18 protein-coding genes are annotated in these 16,080 nt (G+C 70.0%); 10 read left to right on the top strand and 8 right to left on the bottom strand.

The annotated features are described in order from the left end of the window. Positions 1 to 35: 35 nt before the first annotated feature. From HGB44_RS17715 to HGB44_RS17695, 5 genes are all read right to left on the bottom strand, one after another. Positions 36 to 1,337, bottom strand: coding sequence for an MFS transporter (locus HGB44_RS17715; RefSeq protein ID WP_061081320.1), 1,302 nt, complete (start codon positions 1,335 to 1,337; stop codon positions 36 to 38). Positions 1,338 to 1,442: 105 nt separating this feature from the next. Further along, the gene (locus HGB44_RS17710; protein WP_061081321.1) at positions 1,443 to 2,147 is read right to left on the bottom strand and encodes a DUF3159 domain-containing protein; all 705 of its coding nucleotides are present in this window, start codon (positions 2,145 to 2,147) and stop codon (positions 1,443 to 1,445) included. Positions 2,148 to 2,207: 60 nt separating this feature from the next. Continuing rightward, positions 2,208 to 4,094, bottom strand: a complete 1,887-nt coding sequence (locus tag HGB44_RS17705; protein WP_061081322.1) for a S9 family peptidase — start codon at positions 4,092 to 4,094, stop codon at positions 2,208 to 2,210. Positions 4,095 to 4,356: 262 nt separating this feature from the next. Beyond that, positions 4,357 to 4,665: a GNAT family N-acetyltransferase gene (locus HGB44_RS17700; protein WP_061081323.1), complete on the bottom strand. Its 309-nt coding sequence runs from the start codon at positions 4,663 to 4,665 to the stop codon at positions 4,357 to 4,359. A 631-nt stretch (positions 4,666 to 5,296) separates the two neighbouring features. Further along, entirely contained in the window at positions 5,297 to 5,605 is a 309-nt protein-coding gene (locus HGB44_RS17695) for a hypothetical protein (RefSeq protein ID WP_061081324.1), read from the bottom strand. On the opposite strand from HGB44_RS17695, the gene HGB44_RS17690 reads away from it, so the two are divergent. Together HGB44_RS17690 and HGB44_RS17685 are read left to right on the top strand one after the other, a co-directional pair. Continuing rightward, positions 5,577 to 5,993 carry a methyltransferase gene (locus HGB44_RS17690; RefSeq protein WP_061081325.1) on the top strand — a complete coding sequence of 139 codons (417 nt, stop codon included), beginning with the start codon at positions 5,577 to 5,579 and terminating at the stop codon, positions 5,991 to 5,993. The genes HGB44_RS17695 and HGB44_RS17690 overlap by 29 nt on opposite strands. A 134-nt stretch (positions 5,994 to 6,127) precedes the next feature. Then, positions 6,128 to 6,853 carry a flavodoxin family protein gene (locus tag HGB44_RS17685; protein WP_061081326.1) on the top strand — a complete coding sequence of 242 codons (726 nt, stop codon included), beginning with the start codon at positions 6,128 to 6,130 and terminating at the stop codon, positions 6,851 to 6,853. 48 nt (positions 6,854 to 6,901) lie between these two features. Here the strand turns inward: HGB44_RS17685 and HGB44_RS17680 are convergent, their stop codons facing one another. Next, positions 6,902 to 7,369: a MarR family winged helix-turn-helix transcriptional regulator gene (locus HGB44_RS17680; RefSeq protein ID WP_061081327.1), complete on the bottom strand. Its 468-nt coding sequence runs from the start codon at positions 7,367 to 7,369 to the stop codon at positions 6,902 to 6,904. 134 nt (positions 7,370 to 7,503) lie between these two features. Here HGB44_RS17680 and HGB44_RS17675 point away from each other — a divergent pair, with 134 nt between their 5' ends. The 3 genes from HGB44_RS17675 to HGB44_RS31600 all read left to right on the top strand — a co-directional run bounded on the left by HGB44_RS17675 (position 7,504) and on the right by HGB44_RS31600 (position 10,851). Further along, entirely contained in the window at positions 7,504 to 8,265 is a 762-nt protein-coding gene (locus tag HGB44_RS17675) for a MerR family transcriptional regulator (protein ID WP_061081328.1), read from the top strand. Positions 8,266 to 8,431: 166 nt separating this feature from the next. Further along, positions 8,432 to 10,351 carry a S9 family peptidase gene (locus tag HGB44_RS17670; RefSeq protein ID WP_061081329.1) on the top strand — a complete coding sequence of 640 codons (1,920 nt, stop codon included), beginning with the start codon at positions 8,432 to 8,434 and terminating at the stop codon, positions 10,349 to 10,351. Between the two features lie 320 nt (positions 10,352 to 10,671). Further along, positions 10,672 to 10,851 carry a hypothetical protein gene (locus tag HGB44_RS31600; RefSeq protein WP_061081330.1) on the top strand — a complete coding sequence of 60 codons (180 nt, stop codon included), beginning with the start codon at positions 10,672 to 10,674 and terminating at the stop codon, positions 10,849 to 10,851. 36 nt (positions 10,852 to 10,887) lie between these two features. Here HGB44_RS31600 and HGB44_RS17660 read toward each other — a convergent pair whose 3' ends face one another. After that, positions 10,888 to 11,196 carry an ArsR/SmtB family transcription factor gene (locus HGB44_RS17660; RefSeq protein WP_061081358.1) on the bottom strand — a complete coding sequence of 103 codons (309 nt, stop codon included), beginning with the start codon at positions 11,194 to 11,196 and terminating at the stop codon, positions 10,888 to 10,890. Between the two features lie 59 nt (positions 11,197 to 11,255). Here HGB44_RS17660 and HGB44_RS17655 point away from each other — a divergent pair, with 59 nt between their 5' ends. Next, positions 11,256 to 12,275: a zinc-binding dehydrogenase gene (locus HGB44_RS17655; RefSeq protein ID WP_061081331.1), complete on the top strand. Its 1,020-nt coding sequence runs from the start codon at positions 11,256 to 11,258 to the stop codon at positions 12,273 to 12,275. A 132-nt stretch (positions 12,276 to 12,407) separates the two neighbouring features. On the opposite strand, the gene HGB44_RS17650 is transcribed toward HGB44_RS17655, so the two are convergent. Beyond that, the gene (locus tag HGB44_RS17650) at positions 12,408 to 12,989 is read right to left on the bottom strand and encodes a TetR/AcrR family transcriptional regulator (RefSeq protein ID WP_061081359.1); all 582 of its coding nucleotides are present in this window, start codon (positions 12,987 to 12,989) and stop codon (positions 12,408 to 12,410) included. A 220-nt stretch (positions 12,990 to 13,209) separates the two neighbouring features. On the opposite strand from HGB44_RS17650, the gene HGB44_RS17645 reads away from it, so the two are divergent. From HGB44_RS17645 to HGB44_RS17630, 4 genes are all read left to right on the top strand, one after another. After that, positions 13,210 to 14,049, top strand: a complete 840-nt coding sequence (locus tag HGB44_RS17645) for a helix-turn-helix transcriptional regulator (protein WP_061081332.1) — start codon at positions 13,210 to 13,212, stop codon at positions 14,047 to 14,049. A gap of 513 nt (positions 14,050 to 14,562) precedes the next feature. After that, the gene (locus HGB44_RS17640) at positions 14,563 to 14,865 is read left to right on the top strand and encodes a gas vesicle protein GvpO (protein ID WP_061081333.1); all 303 of its coding nucleotides are present in this window, start codon (positions 14,563 to 14,565) and stop codon (positions 14,863 to 14,865) included. Between the two features lie 72 nt (positions 14,866 to 14,937). Next, positions 14,938 to 15,351 carry a gas vesicle structural protein GvpA gene (locus HGB44_RS17635; protein ID WP_061081334.1) on the top strand — a complete coding sequence of 138 codons (414 nt, stop codon included), beginning with the start codon at positions 14,938 to 14,940 and terminating at the stop codon, positions 15,349 to 15,351. After that, a complete protein-coding gene (locus HGB44_RS17630; protein WP_061081335.1) occupies positions 15,348 to 16,079 on the top strand; it encodes a GvpL/GvpF family gas vesicle protein in 732 nt (243 codons plus the stop codon). Before HGB44_RS17635 ends, HGB44_RS17630 begins: the two co-directional genes overlap by 4 nt. The last annotated feature ends 1 nt before the right edge of the window (position 16,080 follow it).

Below are 16,080 nucleotides of genomic sequence, written 5' to 3'. Positions count from 1 at the left end.
TTCCTGAGCCGGGACCCGGCCGGAACAGCCGCACGTCAGGCCTCGACCGTGGAAGGGCCGGGGTCCGCTTCCTCCTGCTCGGAGCCGATGTCGTCGATCCGGCGGAACGCCGGGGCTGCGAGGGCGGCCAGCACCGTTACCCCGACGAGGACCGCGATCACGGCCCCCGCCGCGGGCAGCCCGGCCACCGAGGCCACCGCCGCGAGCGGGGCGCTGGTCAGGGCGGGCGCGGACAGCATCACGGTGTTCTGCGCGCCCAGCACACGGCCGCGCATGGCGTCCGGGGTGGCCTCGATCGTCAGCACACCGAGCACGCCTCCGGCCGGGGCGAAGAGGAACCCGGCCAGTGCCGCACCGCCCAGCACCAACCAGGGGGAGGCCATACTGCCCACCGCGGCGAACCCGACCAGCGCGCCCAGCATCCCGATCACGAACCACACCCGTCGGCGCACCCGGAGCGCGAAGGCGGCGTAGAGCACCGAGCCGCCGATACTGCCCGCGGCGATCGCGCTCAGGGTCAGACCCGTCAGCGCGGGAAGGCCCTGCTCGGTGAAGTAAGCGGGCATGAGGGTGGTCTGCAGGATGCTCAGCACCGCGATGAACACCCCGGTGACCAGGGTCGATCCGAGGACCAGCCGGTTGCGGAACAGGAACCTCCACCCGTCGGCCAGATCGGCCGCAGCCCGGCGCAGCGAGCCCCCGGCGGCGCCCGCCGGGACGGGGTCCCGGGGTGGGACCCGCCCGGCCCTCGGGTCGAGCACGAGCGTGCTCAGAGCGGCGAACAGACTGGTCGCGGCGGCGGCGAGCAGGATCGCCGGGGACAGGCCGAACAGCGCTACCAGCAGCCCGCCCAGGCCGGGCCCGGCCAGCAGGAGCACGTTGCCCACGGTCTCGCGGACCGCGACCAGGCGGTCCAGCCGGACCGGGCGCCCGTCCCGGCCCTGCTCCGTTTCACCGAGGCGGGCCAGGGCGGGCAGCAGGGTCTCCTGGGCGGTCATACCCGGAACCCGGATCAACGCCCCGACCACGGCCACGGCCAGGAACCAGGCCAGGTTCAGGCCCCAGGCCAGGTCGATGACCAGCAGCGCCGCCATCGACAGGGCAGTGAGCAGATTGGCGATGACCGACACCGCGCGCCGGTCGACCCGGTCGACGAGGAGTCCGGAGAAGAGCCCCGTCAGCGCGGAGACGGCCATGCCCGCGGTCGCCATGATCCCCGCCGCGAGGACGTCGCCGGTGCGGTCGAGCACCAGGAGCGGGATCACCACGCTCGCGATCCCGGATCCCAGCAGGGACAGCGCGTAGGAGGTGAAGTAGATCGTCGGGCTGCGGCGCACGGTGGCCGGCCTCCTCAGGGAGTCGGTCGCGTGTGACCGGGAGGGCGGGCACGCGCGAGCTGGTGGGGCGGCTCCGTGAAGCACGGGCCCGCGGGGAGGGACGGGTCAGCCGCGCGGACCGGTCGCGGAGCCGTCCGGCCCGACCAGCCGCCTGGTGGTGCGGCGGAACGCCCAGACGATGACGAGCACCGCCACCACCGTGAGCGGGAAGCCGGTCACCGTGTCGGCGACGGCCAGCCCGGTGGTGGAGTCAGCCACGTACATCCACTGCCGAACGACGAACCGGGCGGCGAGCACGGCCGTCACCGCCAGTGTCGCCAGGTCGTGTACCCGCAGCGAGGGCGGGTCCTGACGCCAGGCGTGGGAGTTGCCGTGGAGGAGGTTCCAGACGAGACCGGTCACCGGGCGGCGGACGAGGACCGTGCCCAGAGTGAGCAGGGCCAGGACCAGGGAACTCCAGATCCCGAACAGGAAGAAGTCGTTGGCCGAACCGGTGGAGGCCGCGATGCCGCCGGCGGCCGCGACGGCGATCACCCCGCCCAGCGCGGGCATGATCCGCTCTCCGCGCCACAGCCGGTACGCACCCAGGATCAGGGCCAGCGCGATGGCGGCACTGATCGCCACGGTCAGGGCGGTGAAGGGGACGGTCGCCGCGAAGACCACCACCGGCAGGGCGGAGTACACCATCCCCGACGGACCGCCCAGACCCTTGAGCACCTCCTGCTTCAGGTCTGCGGGCGGTGCGGAGCGGTCGGTGTTCGCGGTCTCGGTCTGTTCGGTGGCATCGCGTGTGGGTCCGTTGAGGTTCATGTCAGGGGTTCCTGCCTGTGGGCTCGCCGGGGCGGGACGGGGTGGTGCGGTACGCGGCGGTCAGCTCTGTCGGGGACGTCCGCCCAGGTGCTGGGCGAGGAAGCGGTCGGCGGCCTCGAACACGGCCATCTGGTTCTCGGGGTTCACGAACCCGTGTCCCTCGCCCTCGACGACCATGTACTCGACCTCCACGCCGCGCGAGCGCAGGGATTCGACGATGTTGTCGGACTCGGCCTTGACCACCAGCGGGTCGTTGGCCCCCTGCACGACCATCAGCGGGGCGCGGACCCGGTCGATCCGGGTGATCGGCGAGCGGTCGAGCATGTCCTGCTCCTGCTCGGGGATCTCGGGGTCGCCGATGTACCGGTACCAGTTGTTGATCAGGCCGGGCCTGACGAACTGGGGCTGGGTCCGCATGAAGTTGGCCAGGTCGGAGATCCCGACGACGTCCACGGCCGCCGCGAAGCGGTCCGGGGTGAAGGTGACCCCCACCAGCGCCGCGTACCCGCCGTAGGAGCCGCCGACGATCGCCACCCGGTCCGGGTCCGCGTAGCCCTGGGCCACCGCCCAGTCCACGCCGTCGATCAGGTCGTCGTGCATCCTGCCCGCGAACTCGCCGATCGCGGCCTGGGTGTGCGCCTTGCCGAACCCGGTCGAACCGCGGAAGTTGACCTGGAGCACCGCGTAGCCGCGGTTGGCCATCAGCTGGGCCGGAGGGAAGTACCCCCAGGAGTCCCGAGCCCACGGACCGCCGTGGATCAGCAGCACCAGCGGCAGGTTCTTCGGCTCCACCCCGACGGGCAGGGTGAGGTAGGAGGGCAGGGTCAGCCCGTCGCGGGCGGTGATGGAGACCGGGCGCATCGGCGCCAGCGTCTCCGGGGCCAGGTGGGGGAAGGGCCGGAACAGCAGTCGGGACTCCCCGGTGGCGTGGTCGTAGAACCAGGTGGAGCCGGGGTCGCGGTCGTGTTCGAAGGAGACGACCCATCGGCGGCCGTCCCGGTCGGAGGACATGTGGGACAGGTCGCCGTCGGAGAGCTTCTCCAGGTCGGCCAGCACCTCGGCGAAGTGCGGGTCCAGGGCGTGGATCACCTGGCGCTCGCCGAGGTAGCGCACGCCCAGCAGTTCCCCCCGGTGGTCGCGGATCAGCGGTTCGGGCACGGCGGGGTTGACCATCATGCGCGCGTCGACGTCGAAGGTCGGGTGGCTGTCGACCTCGGTCTCCTCACCGGTGGCCAGGTCGACCCGGACCACGCGGGTGCGGTCGGTACCCCGGTTGGAGACGATCCACATGCCGGTCCCGTCCGGCGTGATCTGCCACGGCGACCCCACCGGGTAGTCGGCGCCCTTCCACTCCAGGACCCTGTGCGGCTCCCCGGTGGCGGGGTCGCGGCGGGAGAACTCCACGTCGCCCTCGGCGGTCAGCTCGGACAGGAACATCGCCCCGTCGCCGCCCTGGACCCAGATCTTGCCGGGGCCGGGGCTCTCGGCCAGCAGGCTGAGTTCGCCCGTGGCGATGTCGAGCTCGTGGGAGTCGAACATCCCGGCGGCTCGGGTGTCGAGCAGCAGGGTCACCTTCCCCGGTCGGACCGGGGAGGGGCCGAATCCCATGACCGTGGCTCCGGGAAAGGGTGTCAGGTCGACCGCCTCCGACCCCGGGGTGTCGAGGTCGACCCGGTGCAGATGCCACCTCTGGTCCCCGCCGTCGTCCTGGAGGTAGAGCAGCCAGCGCGGGTCGTCGGCCCACTCGAAGCTCTGCACGCTGCGGGTCTCGTCGGCGGTGACGGCCCGCGGTTCGGACCCGTCATCGAGGTCCTGGACCCAGATGTTGAGCCGGTTCTTCCAGGGCGCGAGGAAGGCCATCCGGGTGCCGTCCGGAGAGATCGACGCGCTGGTGCGGCTCGGGGAGTCGAAGAGGTCCTTGATGGTGTGGAGCTTGGGAAGTGCCATGGTGTCCAGTCCTTGCTTCCGCGGTGTCGCTCGTGGTCAGGTGCTCTGCGATTCAATCCGCCGGGCCGTTCACCGGGTAGTGCCGCCGCGTCAACACCTCCGCATGACGTTCGTGGGGGTGAGGGCATGACACGGCGTCACTACCGCGGCTGTCGTCCTCGGTGAGACCGTTTCCTCGGCCCCTTTCCCGGGCCCCGGGTGGACCTCCTCGTCAGCGCGAAGGCCCCCGTGCCGCCCTGGTCGTCCTCCGGGCGGGGTCCGATCAGTCGCTGACCTTGCTGCGGGACCGGTACAGCAGGTCCTGGTACTCCGGGTGGCGGGACATCCAGCCCGCGAAGAAGGGGCAGGTCGGGAGGACCCCCAGACCAGCGGAGCGGGCCTCGTCCAGAGCCGTGCGCACCAGTGCCGATCCGACCCCCCGGCCCTCGTGCTCCGGCGACACCTCGGTGTGCACGAACGCGATGAGCTCGTCCGTGCGGATGTACTGCGCCAGACCGGCCACGCCGGTCGCTCCGTCGACTCGGGCCTCGTAGCGCTTCGCCTCGGGCGCGTCACTCACTTCTACGGACATGTCTTCTCCTTCTGGCGTCTTCGGATGCAGACGTACACTCACTCAATTTAGATGATGAGTCAACTACTCTGCCGGTGTGGTCCACCACGGCCCCGGGCCGGTGGCGTCAGTGCGCCTCACCAGTACGCGGCGCTTCCATGCATGGTTTTCCTGCCTCTCGCTGCCGGAGAATCCGGCGGTTGAGTTGAAAGTTCACGTCAGAGGGGCGTTCCGGCCGCTCATGCCTGCCCCCGTCACCGCGGTGCCCGTCTTCGGTCGGCCTGGGCCGGTCCCGGCCTGTTTGATTTGACCTGGCCATCACGCTAGCAATATATAGTTGACGCATCAACTCACTCTCCAGAAATTGACCGGCCAGTTCTCGACTTTCGCGATGCCGAAATCCCACTTCAGGGCAGGTTTTCGTTACTCCCCAGCAACCCCAAAATTTGATGACTAGTCAACCAATGAGGTTTAATCATGCGCATCGCCGCCGGAGCACCGGCGGCCCGGCCACCGGGAGACCGTTGGGGGGAGGGTGTTCCTACAGACGAGGTCAGCCGGAGCCCGGCCCGCCCAGGGCCGCGACCGCCTGAGCACCGAGCCAGGATTCGGCCCGACCGTAGTTCCAGCCGCAGTCCTTGAGCAGGGTGCGTCAGGCGGCGATTCCGAAGCAGAACCAGAGGCGGTCCGAGACCTCCTCGACGTCCAGGCGCTCGGACACGAACCCCTTCGCGACGAGGACGGTCGCGGCTTCGCGCAGCGCTCCGCGGTAGCTCCCCATGACCTGCTTCCAGATCCGGTCGGCGCCCTCGCCGCCCAGCGAGGCGTACAGCAGGTCGATCGAGTCGCTGAAGCGCTCATGGTCGGAACGGGTTCCCCGGGCGAGGCAGGCGGCGGCCGCCGCGAGGTCGGGAGCGGAACGGAGTTCCTCGATGGTCGCGGAGGCCGCGGATTCGGCCACCCGGATGAGCGCGGCCGGGCTGGTCGACCGGGTGGGCGCGGTCGGCGGCGACTTCTTCGCCGGGGTGCCCTCGGCCGACGTCTACCTGCTCTCCGCTGTCCTGCACGACTGGTCCGACGAGGACTGCGCGCGGCTGCTCGCGCGCATCACCGAGGCGGCCCGACCGGGCGCCCGGCTCGTGGTGATCGAGTCGCTGCTGCCCCCGGGCGGCGAGCCGCACCCGGGCAAGCTGAGCGATCTGATCATGTTGACGATGACGGGCGGGCGGGAACGTACCGAGTCCGAGTACACGGCTCTTCTGGGCGCTGCCGGGTTCGTCGTCGACAGGACGGTCGTGGCCCCGGCTGGTGGTTACTGCGCCATCGAGGCGACCCTCAAGTCCGGTTGAAGACCGCACGCCGGGCCCTCACCAAGCCGTTAGCCCGCCCTGTTCCGCCTCCTCTTCGACGCCGGCCAGCGGACCGAAGGGACAACGGCACCGAGTCGCCGGTCAGCACTACCGAACTTCCGAAAGGACATCCGATGACCGTACCCGTGAGCGAGAAGCCCGACTTCAGCGGGCTGCGCGCGCTCTACATCAACTGCACTCTCAACCGGTCCCCGCAGCGCAGCCACACCCAGGGGGTGATCGACCGCAGTGCGGCGATCATGGAGGCGAACGGGGTCGGCGTGGACCAGTTCCGCGCCGTCGACCACGACATCGCCACCGGAGTCCGCCCGGACATGACCGAGCACGGGTGGGAGACCGACGAGTGGCCCGCGCTGCTGGAGCGGGTTCTGGCCGCCGACATCCTGGTCATCGGCGGACCGATCTGGCTGGGCGACAACAGCTCGGTGACCCGCCGGGTGATCGAGCGGCTCTACGGCTACTCCGGCGTACTCAACGAGCAGGGGCAGTACGCCTACTACGGGCGCGTGGGCGGCACCCTGCTCACCGGCAACGAGGACGGCCTCAAGCACTGCGCGATGAGCATCCTCTTCAGCCTGCAGCACATCGGTTACACGATCCCGCCCCAGGCCGATGCCGGTTGGATCGGTGAGGTCGGCCCCGGCCCGTCCTACCTGGACGAGGACTCCGGCGGCCCGGACAACGATTTCGCCAACCGCAACATCAGCTTCATGACCCATAACCTGATGCACACGGCCGCGATGCTCCGCCGCGCCGGCGGCTTCCCGGCCTACGGCAACCAGCGCGCGGCCTGGGACGCCGGCTGCAGTCCCGACAACGCCAACCCCGAGCACCGCTGACCATCAGGGAGGGCTGACACGGATCCGCGCGCAGGCCGTGCCGCCGAATCAGTCCGCCTGCTTCTCCATATGTTCCAGGACGCGATGGGAGAGTCGGGCGAAGGTGGTGAGCTGGTTCGGGGTCAGGGCATCGATGAACAGACGGCGGACGTGCTCGACGTGCACGGGCGCGGCCTCCTGGATCGCCTGGTAGCCGAGCGGGGTGGCGACCACGAACGCTCCGCGCGCGTCGTCGGGGCATTCCCTCTTGGTCACGAGTCCGCGCTTCGCCATCCGTGTGACCTGGTGGGACATGCGGCTCTTCTCCCATTCGGCGAGTTTGGCCAGTTCCAGGAAGCGCATCTCCCCGTCCTTCGCCTCGGTGAGCCGGACGAGCACCATGTAGTCCGCGGCGGACAGTCCGGAGTCGGAGCGGACGAGGCGGGACAGCCTTCCGATGAGTGCTTCCTGCATACGAATGAAGTTTTCCCAGGCCCTCTGTTCGTCCGGGCTGAGCCAGCGTGGTTCCTCATTCATAGGAGTAGTCTACAGAATTTGTTGACACTTCATCAAAATCAGCCCACATGACGACGGCGGCGAACCCCGGCGGCCGGGACATCCCGCCTCGGGTTTCGTTCGTTCAGGGTAGACAGGGGAGAGGGAGCCGCCCGATGCTCAGCAGTGAACTCGCCGAACTGGCCGGTGTCACCGTCCGCACACTGCGCCACTACCACCAGATCGGCCTGCTGCCCGAGCCCCCGCGTTCGACCGGCGGTTACCGGCGCTACAACGTGGGCGACCTCGTGCGGCTCCTGCGGATCACGAGGTTGACCGCGCTGGGCGTACCCCTGTCCGCGCTCCCGTCGGTGCTGGATGATCCGAAGGCCGCGGAGGCGCTGCTGGACGAGCTCGACCGCCAGGCGTCCGCCGAGATCGAACGGCTCAACGCCCGGCGGGCCAACATCGCCGCCCTGCGCAGCAGCGGCTCCCCGCCCGACCTGCCCCCGGAGTTGTCGGTACTGCGCTCCGGTCCCGGGGCCGGGCTGCCCGAGGACATGGTCCGGCACGAACACGAACAGCTGGTCCTGCTCGGACACCTGCTCGGTGAGGACGGCCCGGCGGGACTCGCCGCACTGCTCGGCGGGGTGGACGGGGAGATGCTCGCGGGGCTGGAACCGCTGACGGCGCGGTTCTACGCCCTCGGACCCGACACCCCCGACGACGAGGTCGCGTCCCTGATCGACGCCTGGGTCACCGGACTGGAACCGCTGTCAGAGCAGTTGGCCGGTACGCCTGCGCCCGACCCGAAGGTCTCCGCCCTGCTGGACGAACTGAACGAGCAGGCCCTCAAACCCGTCCAGCACCGGGTACTGCGCAGGATCCTGCAGCGGTTGGAGCACAGGCAGCGCACGACCGGGCCCGAGCAGGGCTGACCAGTCCCTCACCCCGTCATGCCCTGAATCCTCCGGGCTCCGAAACCGCTGTGCTCCGGCTCCACCGAGCTCTGTGGCCCAGGCCATGCGAAGCGGCCTTGACTCCGACGCGACGTCGGAGTCTGGACTGGACGGTGTCCGCATCCACCGACCAGGAGGAACCGCCATGACAGCCCCGTCGAACCTGATCGCCGTCGAGGAGTTCTTCAACCCGCCCGCCCGCAGCCGGGCCGTGCTGTCCCCGGACGGCACCAAGGTCGCCTACCTCGCCCCCTGGCGGGACCGGCTCAACGTGTTCGTCCGCGACCTGGACTCGGACTGGTCCGCCCCCGACGACATCGAGGGCTCAGGGGCGCGACGCGTCACCGCCAACGACCAGCGCAACATCGAGGCCGTCTTCTGGACCGCCGACGGCCGCTACCTGCTCTACCAGCAGGACAAGAACGGCGACGAGAACATGCACCTGTACCGGGTCGACGTGACCCGACCCGAGGAGCCCGAGGTCGACCTCACCCCCTACGAGGGTGTGCGGCTGATGGGCACCGGCCAGTCCCCGAACCGCCCCGGGACGATCTACGTGCAGCTCAACAAGCGCCGCCCCGACCTGATCGACCTGTTCGAGCTCGACCTGGACACCGGCCGGCTGACCACCGCCGCCGAGAACCCGGGCGACGTCTTCACCTGGATGGCCACCGGCAGTCGGGTGGTGGCCCACACCATCGAGGAGAACGGCGACCACGTCTTCTCTCGGTGGAACCAGGGCGAGCCGCACCCGATCGCGCGTTTCCTGGGTACCGACGCGCCCTTCGGGATCACACCGATCGTGCCCACCCCGGACGGCACGGGGCTGTGGATCGGCTCGGCCGCCGGCTCGGACCTGACCCGTCTGGTCCACCTGGACCTGGACACCGGCGAGCAGACCGAGGTGGACTCCCATCCCGCCTTCGACCTGGACACCCCCCGCCCCGAGGCCGACACCCGCTTCCCCTCCTCCGTGATCGTGCACTCGACCACCGGAGAGCTGCTCGGCGTCCGCTACCTCGGCGCCCGCCAGGAGATCCACCCGCTCGACGCGCACTTCGCCGAGGTCCTGCCGCACCTGACCGAGCTCTCCGACGGAGACCTGGCATTCGTGTCCAACGACGCCTCCGGCCAGAAGTGGGTGGTGGACTTCACCCACGACCGCGACCCCGGCGTCACGTGGTTCTACGACCACACCACAGGGCGGGCGCGCCGCCTGTTCCGGCCCTTCCCGCACCTGGAGCCGGCCCGGCTCGCCCCGGTCACCCCGATCACGCTGACCGCCCGCGACGGCCTGTCCCTGCCCGTCCACCTGACCCTGCCGGTCGGGGTCGAACAGCGCGACCTGCCCACGGTGGTACTGGTGCACGGCGGGCCGTGGTACCGGGACAGCTGGACCTACGACCCCGAGGTACAACTGCTGGCCAACCGCGGATACGCGGTGCTCCAGGTGAACATGCGCGGTTCCACCGGCTACGGCAAGGCCCACACCCAGGCCGCGATCGGCGAGTTCGCCGGCAGGATGCACGACGACCTGATCGACGCCCTGGACTGGGCCATCGCCCAAGGCCACACCGACCCCGGCCGGGTCGGCATCTACGGCACCTCCTACGGCGGCTACGCCGCCCTGGTGGGTGCCGCGTTCACCCCGGACCGATTCGCCGCCGCGGTCAGCTACACCGGCATGACCGACCTGGCCGAGCTGGCCGAAGGGGTCGTCCCGTTCGCCCGCCGCAGCCTCGTGAACAACTACCTGCGCTACTTCGGCGATCCCGAGATCCCCGAGCAGCGGGCCGACATGCTGGCCCGCTCCCCGATCAGCCGGGTGGACGACATCACCGCGCCGGTGCTGCTCGTCCACGGAGCCAACGACGTCCGGGTGGCGCGCCGCCACTCCGACCGGGTCTTCGAGGCGCTGCGTGCCCGAGGCGCCGAGGTCGAGTACCTGCTGAACGAGAACGAGGGCCACTGGTTCGTCAACGCCGACAGCAACATCGAGCTGTACACCACGCTGGAGCGCTTCCTCACCCGCCATCTCGGCGGACGCTCCTCGACCACTTCCTGACCCGCGACCCACCGGGGTCTCGCGACCACACCCGCGGGACCCCGGCAGGCTGCCTCGACTCCATCGGAGACCCACGTCGACTCCGAACTCCGAAAACACACCGACGACGGAACCGACAGAGACACCGCTCAGACATCCCTGAAATCCAAAAAACTCCTCGGTAAGGAGAAGGGTCTTTCCCGACTCCTCCTCGAACACGGCATCCGGGTGTCAGCATCGGTTCCTCAGTGAGCCCTTCTCATCTTGTTTCTCGGAGCTGAAGGACCAGCACGGCGCGGGTGATCTGGCCGACGCGCGGGCAGCAGCGTAGGCGGCGCAGGATGCCCCGCTGCCTGAACTGGGCGATCGCGCGTTCTCCCGGATGCGGAGCCTGGCGTGTGCGGGTCCGGCCCCGCGTGGTCAAACGCGTGATCTTCGAGTACAACGCCGAAGGCGACGTGGACCGGACCGGTTGCAAGGCCACGATCAGCACCGACATCCTGGCTGGGATCGGTCCTTGACCACGCTCGAACAGCCTTGATCACACGGCATCGGATCTAGAACACGTCGCCCAAGGTCTCCAGAAGGCGGGCGATGTTCGCCTCGTCGCGGCGGTAGTAGGTCCACTTGCCCCGCCGAGTGGCGACGACCAGTCCTGCTCGCCGCAGCATGGCGAGATACTGCGAGGTGGTCGACTGCCCCAGGCCTGCACGCCGCTGAATGTCGGTCACACAGACGCCGATCTCAACGTCGCCGGGCTCCTGGCCGGGGAAGCTCATCGGCTCCTTGAGCCACACCAGCATCTGGCGGCGGGCCGGGTTGGACAGGGCCCGGAACACAGCCAGCAACTCCGTCTCCGAGAACATGTGTTGATCGTAGCGCGAATACATTGATGATTCGGGATATGACGATCTAGGATCGACGCATGCCTACTTCGATGCGTGTGATGGAGCTCGTCCGCTTCGGTGACGCGAACACCGCGTTCGCCTCCCGCGAGCTGCCGAGACCCACCGCCGGACCCGGCCAGGTACTGGTGCGCGTGCTGGCCACGTCCGTGAACCCCCTCGACCTCCAGACCCGGCGCGGCGACTACCGGGACCAGGTGGCACTGCCCGCGGTGATCGGCAACGACGTGTCCGGCGTGGTGGTCGAGACCGGTCCCGGGGCGGACGACTTCCAGCCGGGTGACGAGGTCTGGTACCTGGCGCCGATCTTCGCCGGACAGGGAACCTACGCCGAGTTCCACGTGGTCGACCAGACCCTGGTCGCCCGCAAGCCCGCACGGTTGTCGCACGTCGAGGCCGCCGGCCTCGCGCTCGTGGGCATGACGGTGTGGGAGGCGCTGGTCGAACGCACCAGGGTGCAGGCCGGGGAGCGGATCCTGGTGCACGGCGGAGCGGGCGGGATCGGCTCGGCCGCCATCCAGCTCGCCAAAGCGCTGGGAGCCGAGGTGGTGACCACCGCACGGGCCAGGGATCACGAGTTCGTCACCGGACTGGGAGCCGACGTCGCGATCGACTTCTCGGCCGGTGACCACGTGCAGCGGGTCCGCGAGCTGGGCGGTGTGGACGTCGTGCTGGACACGGTGGGCGGGGACACCCTCTCCCGTAGCCCGGAGGTCCTCGCCGACCGGGGCCGCGTGGTGTCCATCGTGGACACCCCCGAACCCCAGAACCTGCTCGCCGCGTGGGGCGTGAACGCCACCTACCACTTCCTCTTCGTCAGCCCCGGCAGAGCGAAGCTCGAAGCCCTCGGCCGTTTGGCCGACCAGGGCGAACTCCGGCCGGTGATCGGCGCCGTGCTACCGCTGGCCGACATCGCACAGGCACACGCGCTCTTGGAGGGCGGCTCTTCCGGACAGGGCCAGGGACGCCCACGAGGCAAGGTCGCCATCGCCGTGCACCCCCTGGACGAGCCACCCCACCGGGCGACGCCCTCGCCCTGAGCTTCTCTAAGTGCGGAAGAGCGAGTCGGGTGAGCAACGTGGGCGAGGTGGCGCTCATCGCCGGGCTCGCCCTCACCGCGCGAAGGGCGGACCACACCCCGTCCCATGCCCTGGCGTGACCAGGCCGAACCCTCAGGTCCTCGGCCTCATCCCGGCGAAGAGGGCTTCGAGGACCTGGTCGACGTAGGCGTGGGTCAGGGGCTCGTCGGTGATCAGCAGCCGGTAGTACAGAGGACCCGACAGGATCGCCATGCCCAGGCCGATGTCGTAGTCCTCCGCGATCTGCCCCTGTTCCTGGGCCGCGCTGAGGCGGGCGAACGTCTTCTCCGTCTGCGGGCGGACGAAGCGTTCGTTCAGCCCGGCGGCGATCAGGGGGTCGTGCTGGGCCTCGCCCACCAGGGACCGGTAGAGCGGACCCCACGGAGGGCTGCCCAGCAGGTCCACCGCCGCGTGGGCCTGTCGGCGCAGGTCGGCCATGACGTCGCCGGTGTCGGGGTAGTCCAGTGCGGGCTCGTTGAGCGTGAGCAGTGAGTCCAGGAACAGCAGGCCCTTCGAGGGCCAGCGGCGGTAGATCGTGTGCTTGCCGACACCGGCGCGGGCGGCGACCGCCTCCATGCTGAGCGCCGCGTAACCGCCCTCCTGGGCGAGGGCGAGTGTGGCCCGCATGATCGTCTTCGTGCGGGCGGCGGCTCGCTCGGAGTTGCTGGTGGTCATGGCACGCATACTAACGGCACGACACGGGCCGTTTTGAGGTGCACGGAACGATCCTCCGCCCGGAGCGGGGCGTTGACCACGGCCTCCCGGTTCCAGGATCGGCGGGTCCTCCCTCGTGCCCTCCCGCCCCCCGGGCCGTGAAGGGGGGATCGACGATCCGTGGTTACCGCCGCGCGCGCAAGGTAGACACGAAGCAGTACCACCGGGAAGAGGGAGTGCCGTGATCGATCGCACCGGGCTGGCGGAGTTCCTCCGCAACCGCCGGGAGGCGCTGCAACCCGAGGACGTCGGCCTGCCGCGCGGGCAGCGCCGCCGGACCAGCGGTCTGCGGCGCGAGGAGGTCGCGGCGCTGTGCCACATGTCGACCGACTACTACTCCCGGCTGGAACGGGAGCGCGGACCGCGGCCGTCGGGCCAGATGCTCTCCTCCATCGCCCAGGGGCTGCACCTGTCGCTCGACGAGAGGGACCACCTGTTCCGCCTCGCCGGACACAACCCGCCCGCGCGGGGTACGGCCAGCGAGCACATCAGCCCCGGCCTGCTTCGGGTCCTGGACCGCCTGGACGACACGCCCGCCGAGATCGTCACCGAACTCGGCGAGACCCTGCGCCAGAGCCCGATGGGCGTCGCGCTCACCGGCGACACGACCAAGTACACCGGGCCCGCCCGCAGCGTGGGGTACCGGTGGTTCACCGACCCCGGGGCGAGGCGGCTCCACGCGCCCGAGGAGCACCCGTTCCTCACCCGCATGTACGCCTCGGGCCTGCGCGAGCTCGTCACCCTCCGGGGCCCCGGCTCGCGGGCCGCGTACCTCGCCGACCTGCTCCTCGGCCGGAGCGAGGAGTTCCGACGGGTGTGGGAGGACCACGAGATCGGTGTGCGCCCCCACCACGTCAAGCACTTCGTGCACCCCGAGGTCGGCCCCCTGGAACTGAACTGCCAGAGACTGGTCGACCCCGGCCAGGCCCACTCGCTGCTCGTCTACACCGCCGTCCCCGGCAGCGAGAGCCACGACAGGCTGCACCTGCTGTCCGTCATCGGAGCCCAGGCGATGGGCTGAGGGGCCCGCTGACACGCGCCGCCCATCCCTCACGGGCTGGAGGCGGCGATGTCCTGGCCCCTGTCGAGGACGCCGCGCGGGCCCCCGTCCACGCTCCCGGCGCGCGTACCTGGCCCCCGGCCGTGACGCGCGGGCGGACGAGGCGTACACGCTGCTCCGCTTCCCGCGCGCCGGGTGAGGCAGCTTCACGCCGCGTCGCCACGCGATTTTCCTTTCCTGATAAGAGGTTGCGGATCGGAACATTCTCGCGGGCGTTTTTGCGTGCCGTGATTTCCGGGACCGGTGCGCGGGAGGCCTTCCTGTTCCCCCGCTTTCCCGCGCTCCCCGGAACAACCGAGGCCCTGGAGTCCCGGCGTTCCCGTGTTCCCCGATTTCCCGTGTCCGTGCGTTCCCGCCCGGCGCGTTTGTCCCCGCCTTGACCTGGGGGAGGTTTTGTCCCGGTCTTTCTCGGTAGTGGGTCAAGCCAAGGGCACGGCAAGAGAAATCGGATAATGGCCGACGGCCAGGAGATCCATGAGTCAGGACAGCAAGGACGACGGTTCCCCTCCGCGCGAGGAACGGCGCAAGACGATGACGCAGCGTCTGCGCGAGGCCCGGGAGCAGTTCGAGGAAGTGACCGGGCTGGAGGTCGAGGGCGTCTCCGGGTTCCAGCGATCCGGCGACGGCTGGGACCTGACCCTCGAAGTACTCGAACTGCGCCGGGTTCCGGACACGGTGAGCCTGCTGGCCACGTATTCCGTGGACCTCGACGCCGACGGGGAGATCGAGGGATACAAGCGCACCAAGCGCTACACCCGCGGTCGCTCCGACGGCTGAGCCCGGCCGACCCCGGGCGGACGGGGCGCCTGTCCTTCCCGCAACCTCACCGACGAAAGGAGCATGATTCCGATGACGGTGATGCAGCAGTCATCCGGAGGCGGCCGCAGTTCCGGCAACCTCTACGAGGTCCTCGACCTCATCCTCGACAAGGGACTGGTGATCGACGTGTTCGCCAGGGTCTCCCTCGTGGGCATCGAACTCCTCACCGTCGACGTGCGCATCGTGGTCGCCAGCGTCGACACCTACCTGCGCTTCGCCGAGGCGTGCAACCGCCTCGACCTGACCAGCAGCGGCGGGGCCGGACTCCCCGACCTGCTCGACAGCGGCATGGAGAAGGGCGCGCGCAGCAAGTCCAAGGGCGCGCTCTCCGGGGCGGCCGAGGCCATCTCCGAGTCCTTCTCCAAGGGGCAGTCCGAGGAGCAGGAGAAGCAGCCCGCGCGCGCCCGCCGCCGCTCCTCCGCCAAGAAGGAGGGCGAGGAGTGAGCACCTACGTCTACGGGATCGTCCGCGACGACGAGTCCCTCGACACCATGAAGCTGTCCGGTGTGGGCGAGGACGCGGCGCCGGTGCGCTTCGTGCGCGCCTACGGCGTGGCCGCCGCGGTCAGTGACGCCCCCGAGGGCCTGCGCGCCAAGCGGCGTGACCTGACCGCGCACCAGAACGTCCTCCAGGACCTGGCCCTGGGCCACGGCGTCCTGCCCCTGCGCTTCGGCGCGGTGAGCGAGGACGACGACGCGGTCGCCGCCGAGCTGGCCCGCTTCGCCGACCACTACTCCGTCCTCCTGGACCAGCTCCAGGACCGGGTGGAGTTCAACGTCAAGGCCGGCCACAACGAGGAGGCGGCCCTGCGCGCCGTGCTGCGCGCCGACGAGGGGCTGCGGGCCCGCAACGAGGAGCTCAAGGCGGCCGGAGGCGGCACCCCCTCCGAGCGGATGGCCTTCGGTGAGCAGGTCTCCCACGCGGTGGAGGAGCTCAGGCGCCGCGACGCCGAGACCGTCCTGAAGCCTCTGGAAGGCCTGGCCGAGCGCGTGTCCGCCTGGCCCGCCGTGGACGGCGGCCTGGCCAACGCCTCCTTCCTCGTGCACCGTGACCGCACCGAGGACTTCCTGCGCGAGGCGGCCCGGGTCCAACAGGAGCTGGCCTCCTACATGGAGGTCCGCGTCAACGGACCCCTGCCGCCCTACAGCTTCGTGGCGTCCCCCCAACAGTGAC

Source organism: Nocardiopsis alborubida, assembly GCF_012396365.1.
Taxonomy (GTDB): Bacteria; Actinomycetota; Actinomycetes; order Streptosporangiales; family Streptosporangiaceae; genus Nocardiopsis; species Nocardiopsis alborubida.
This window is presented reverse-complemented; position numbering and strand designations above follow the sequence as displayed.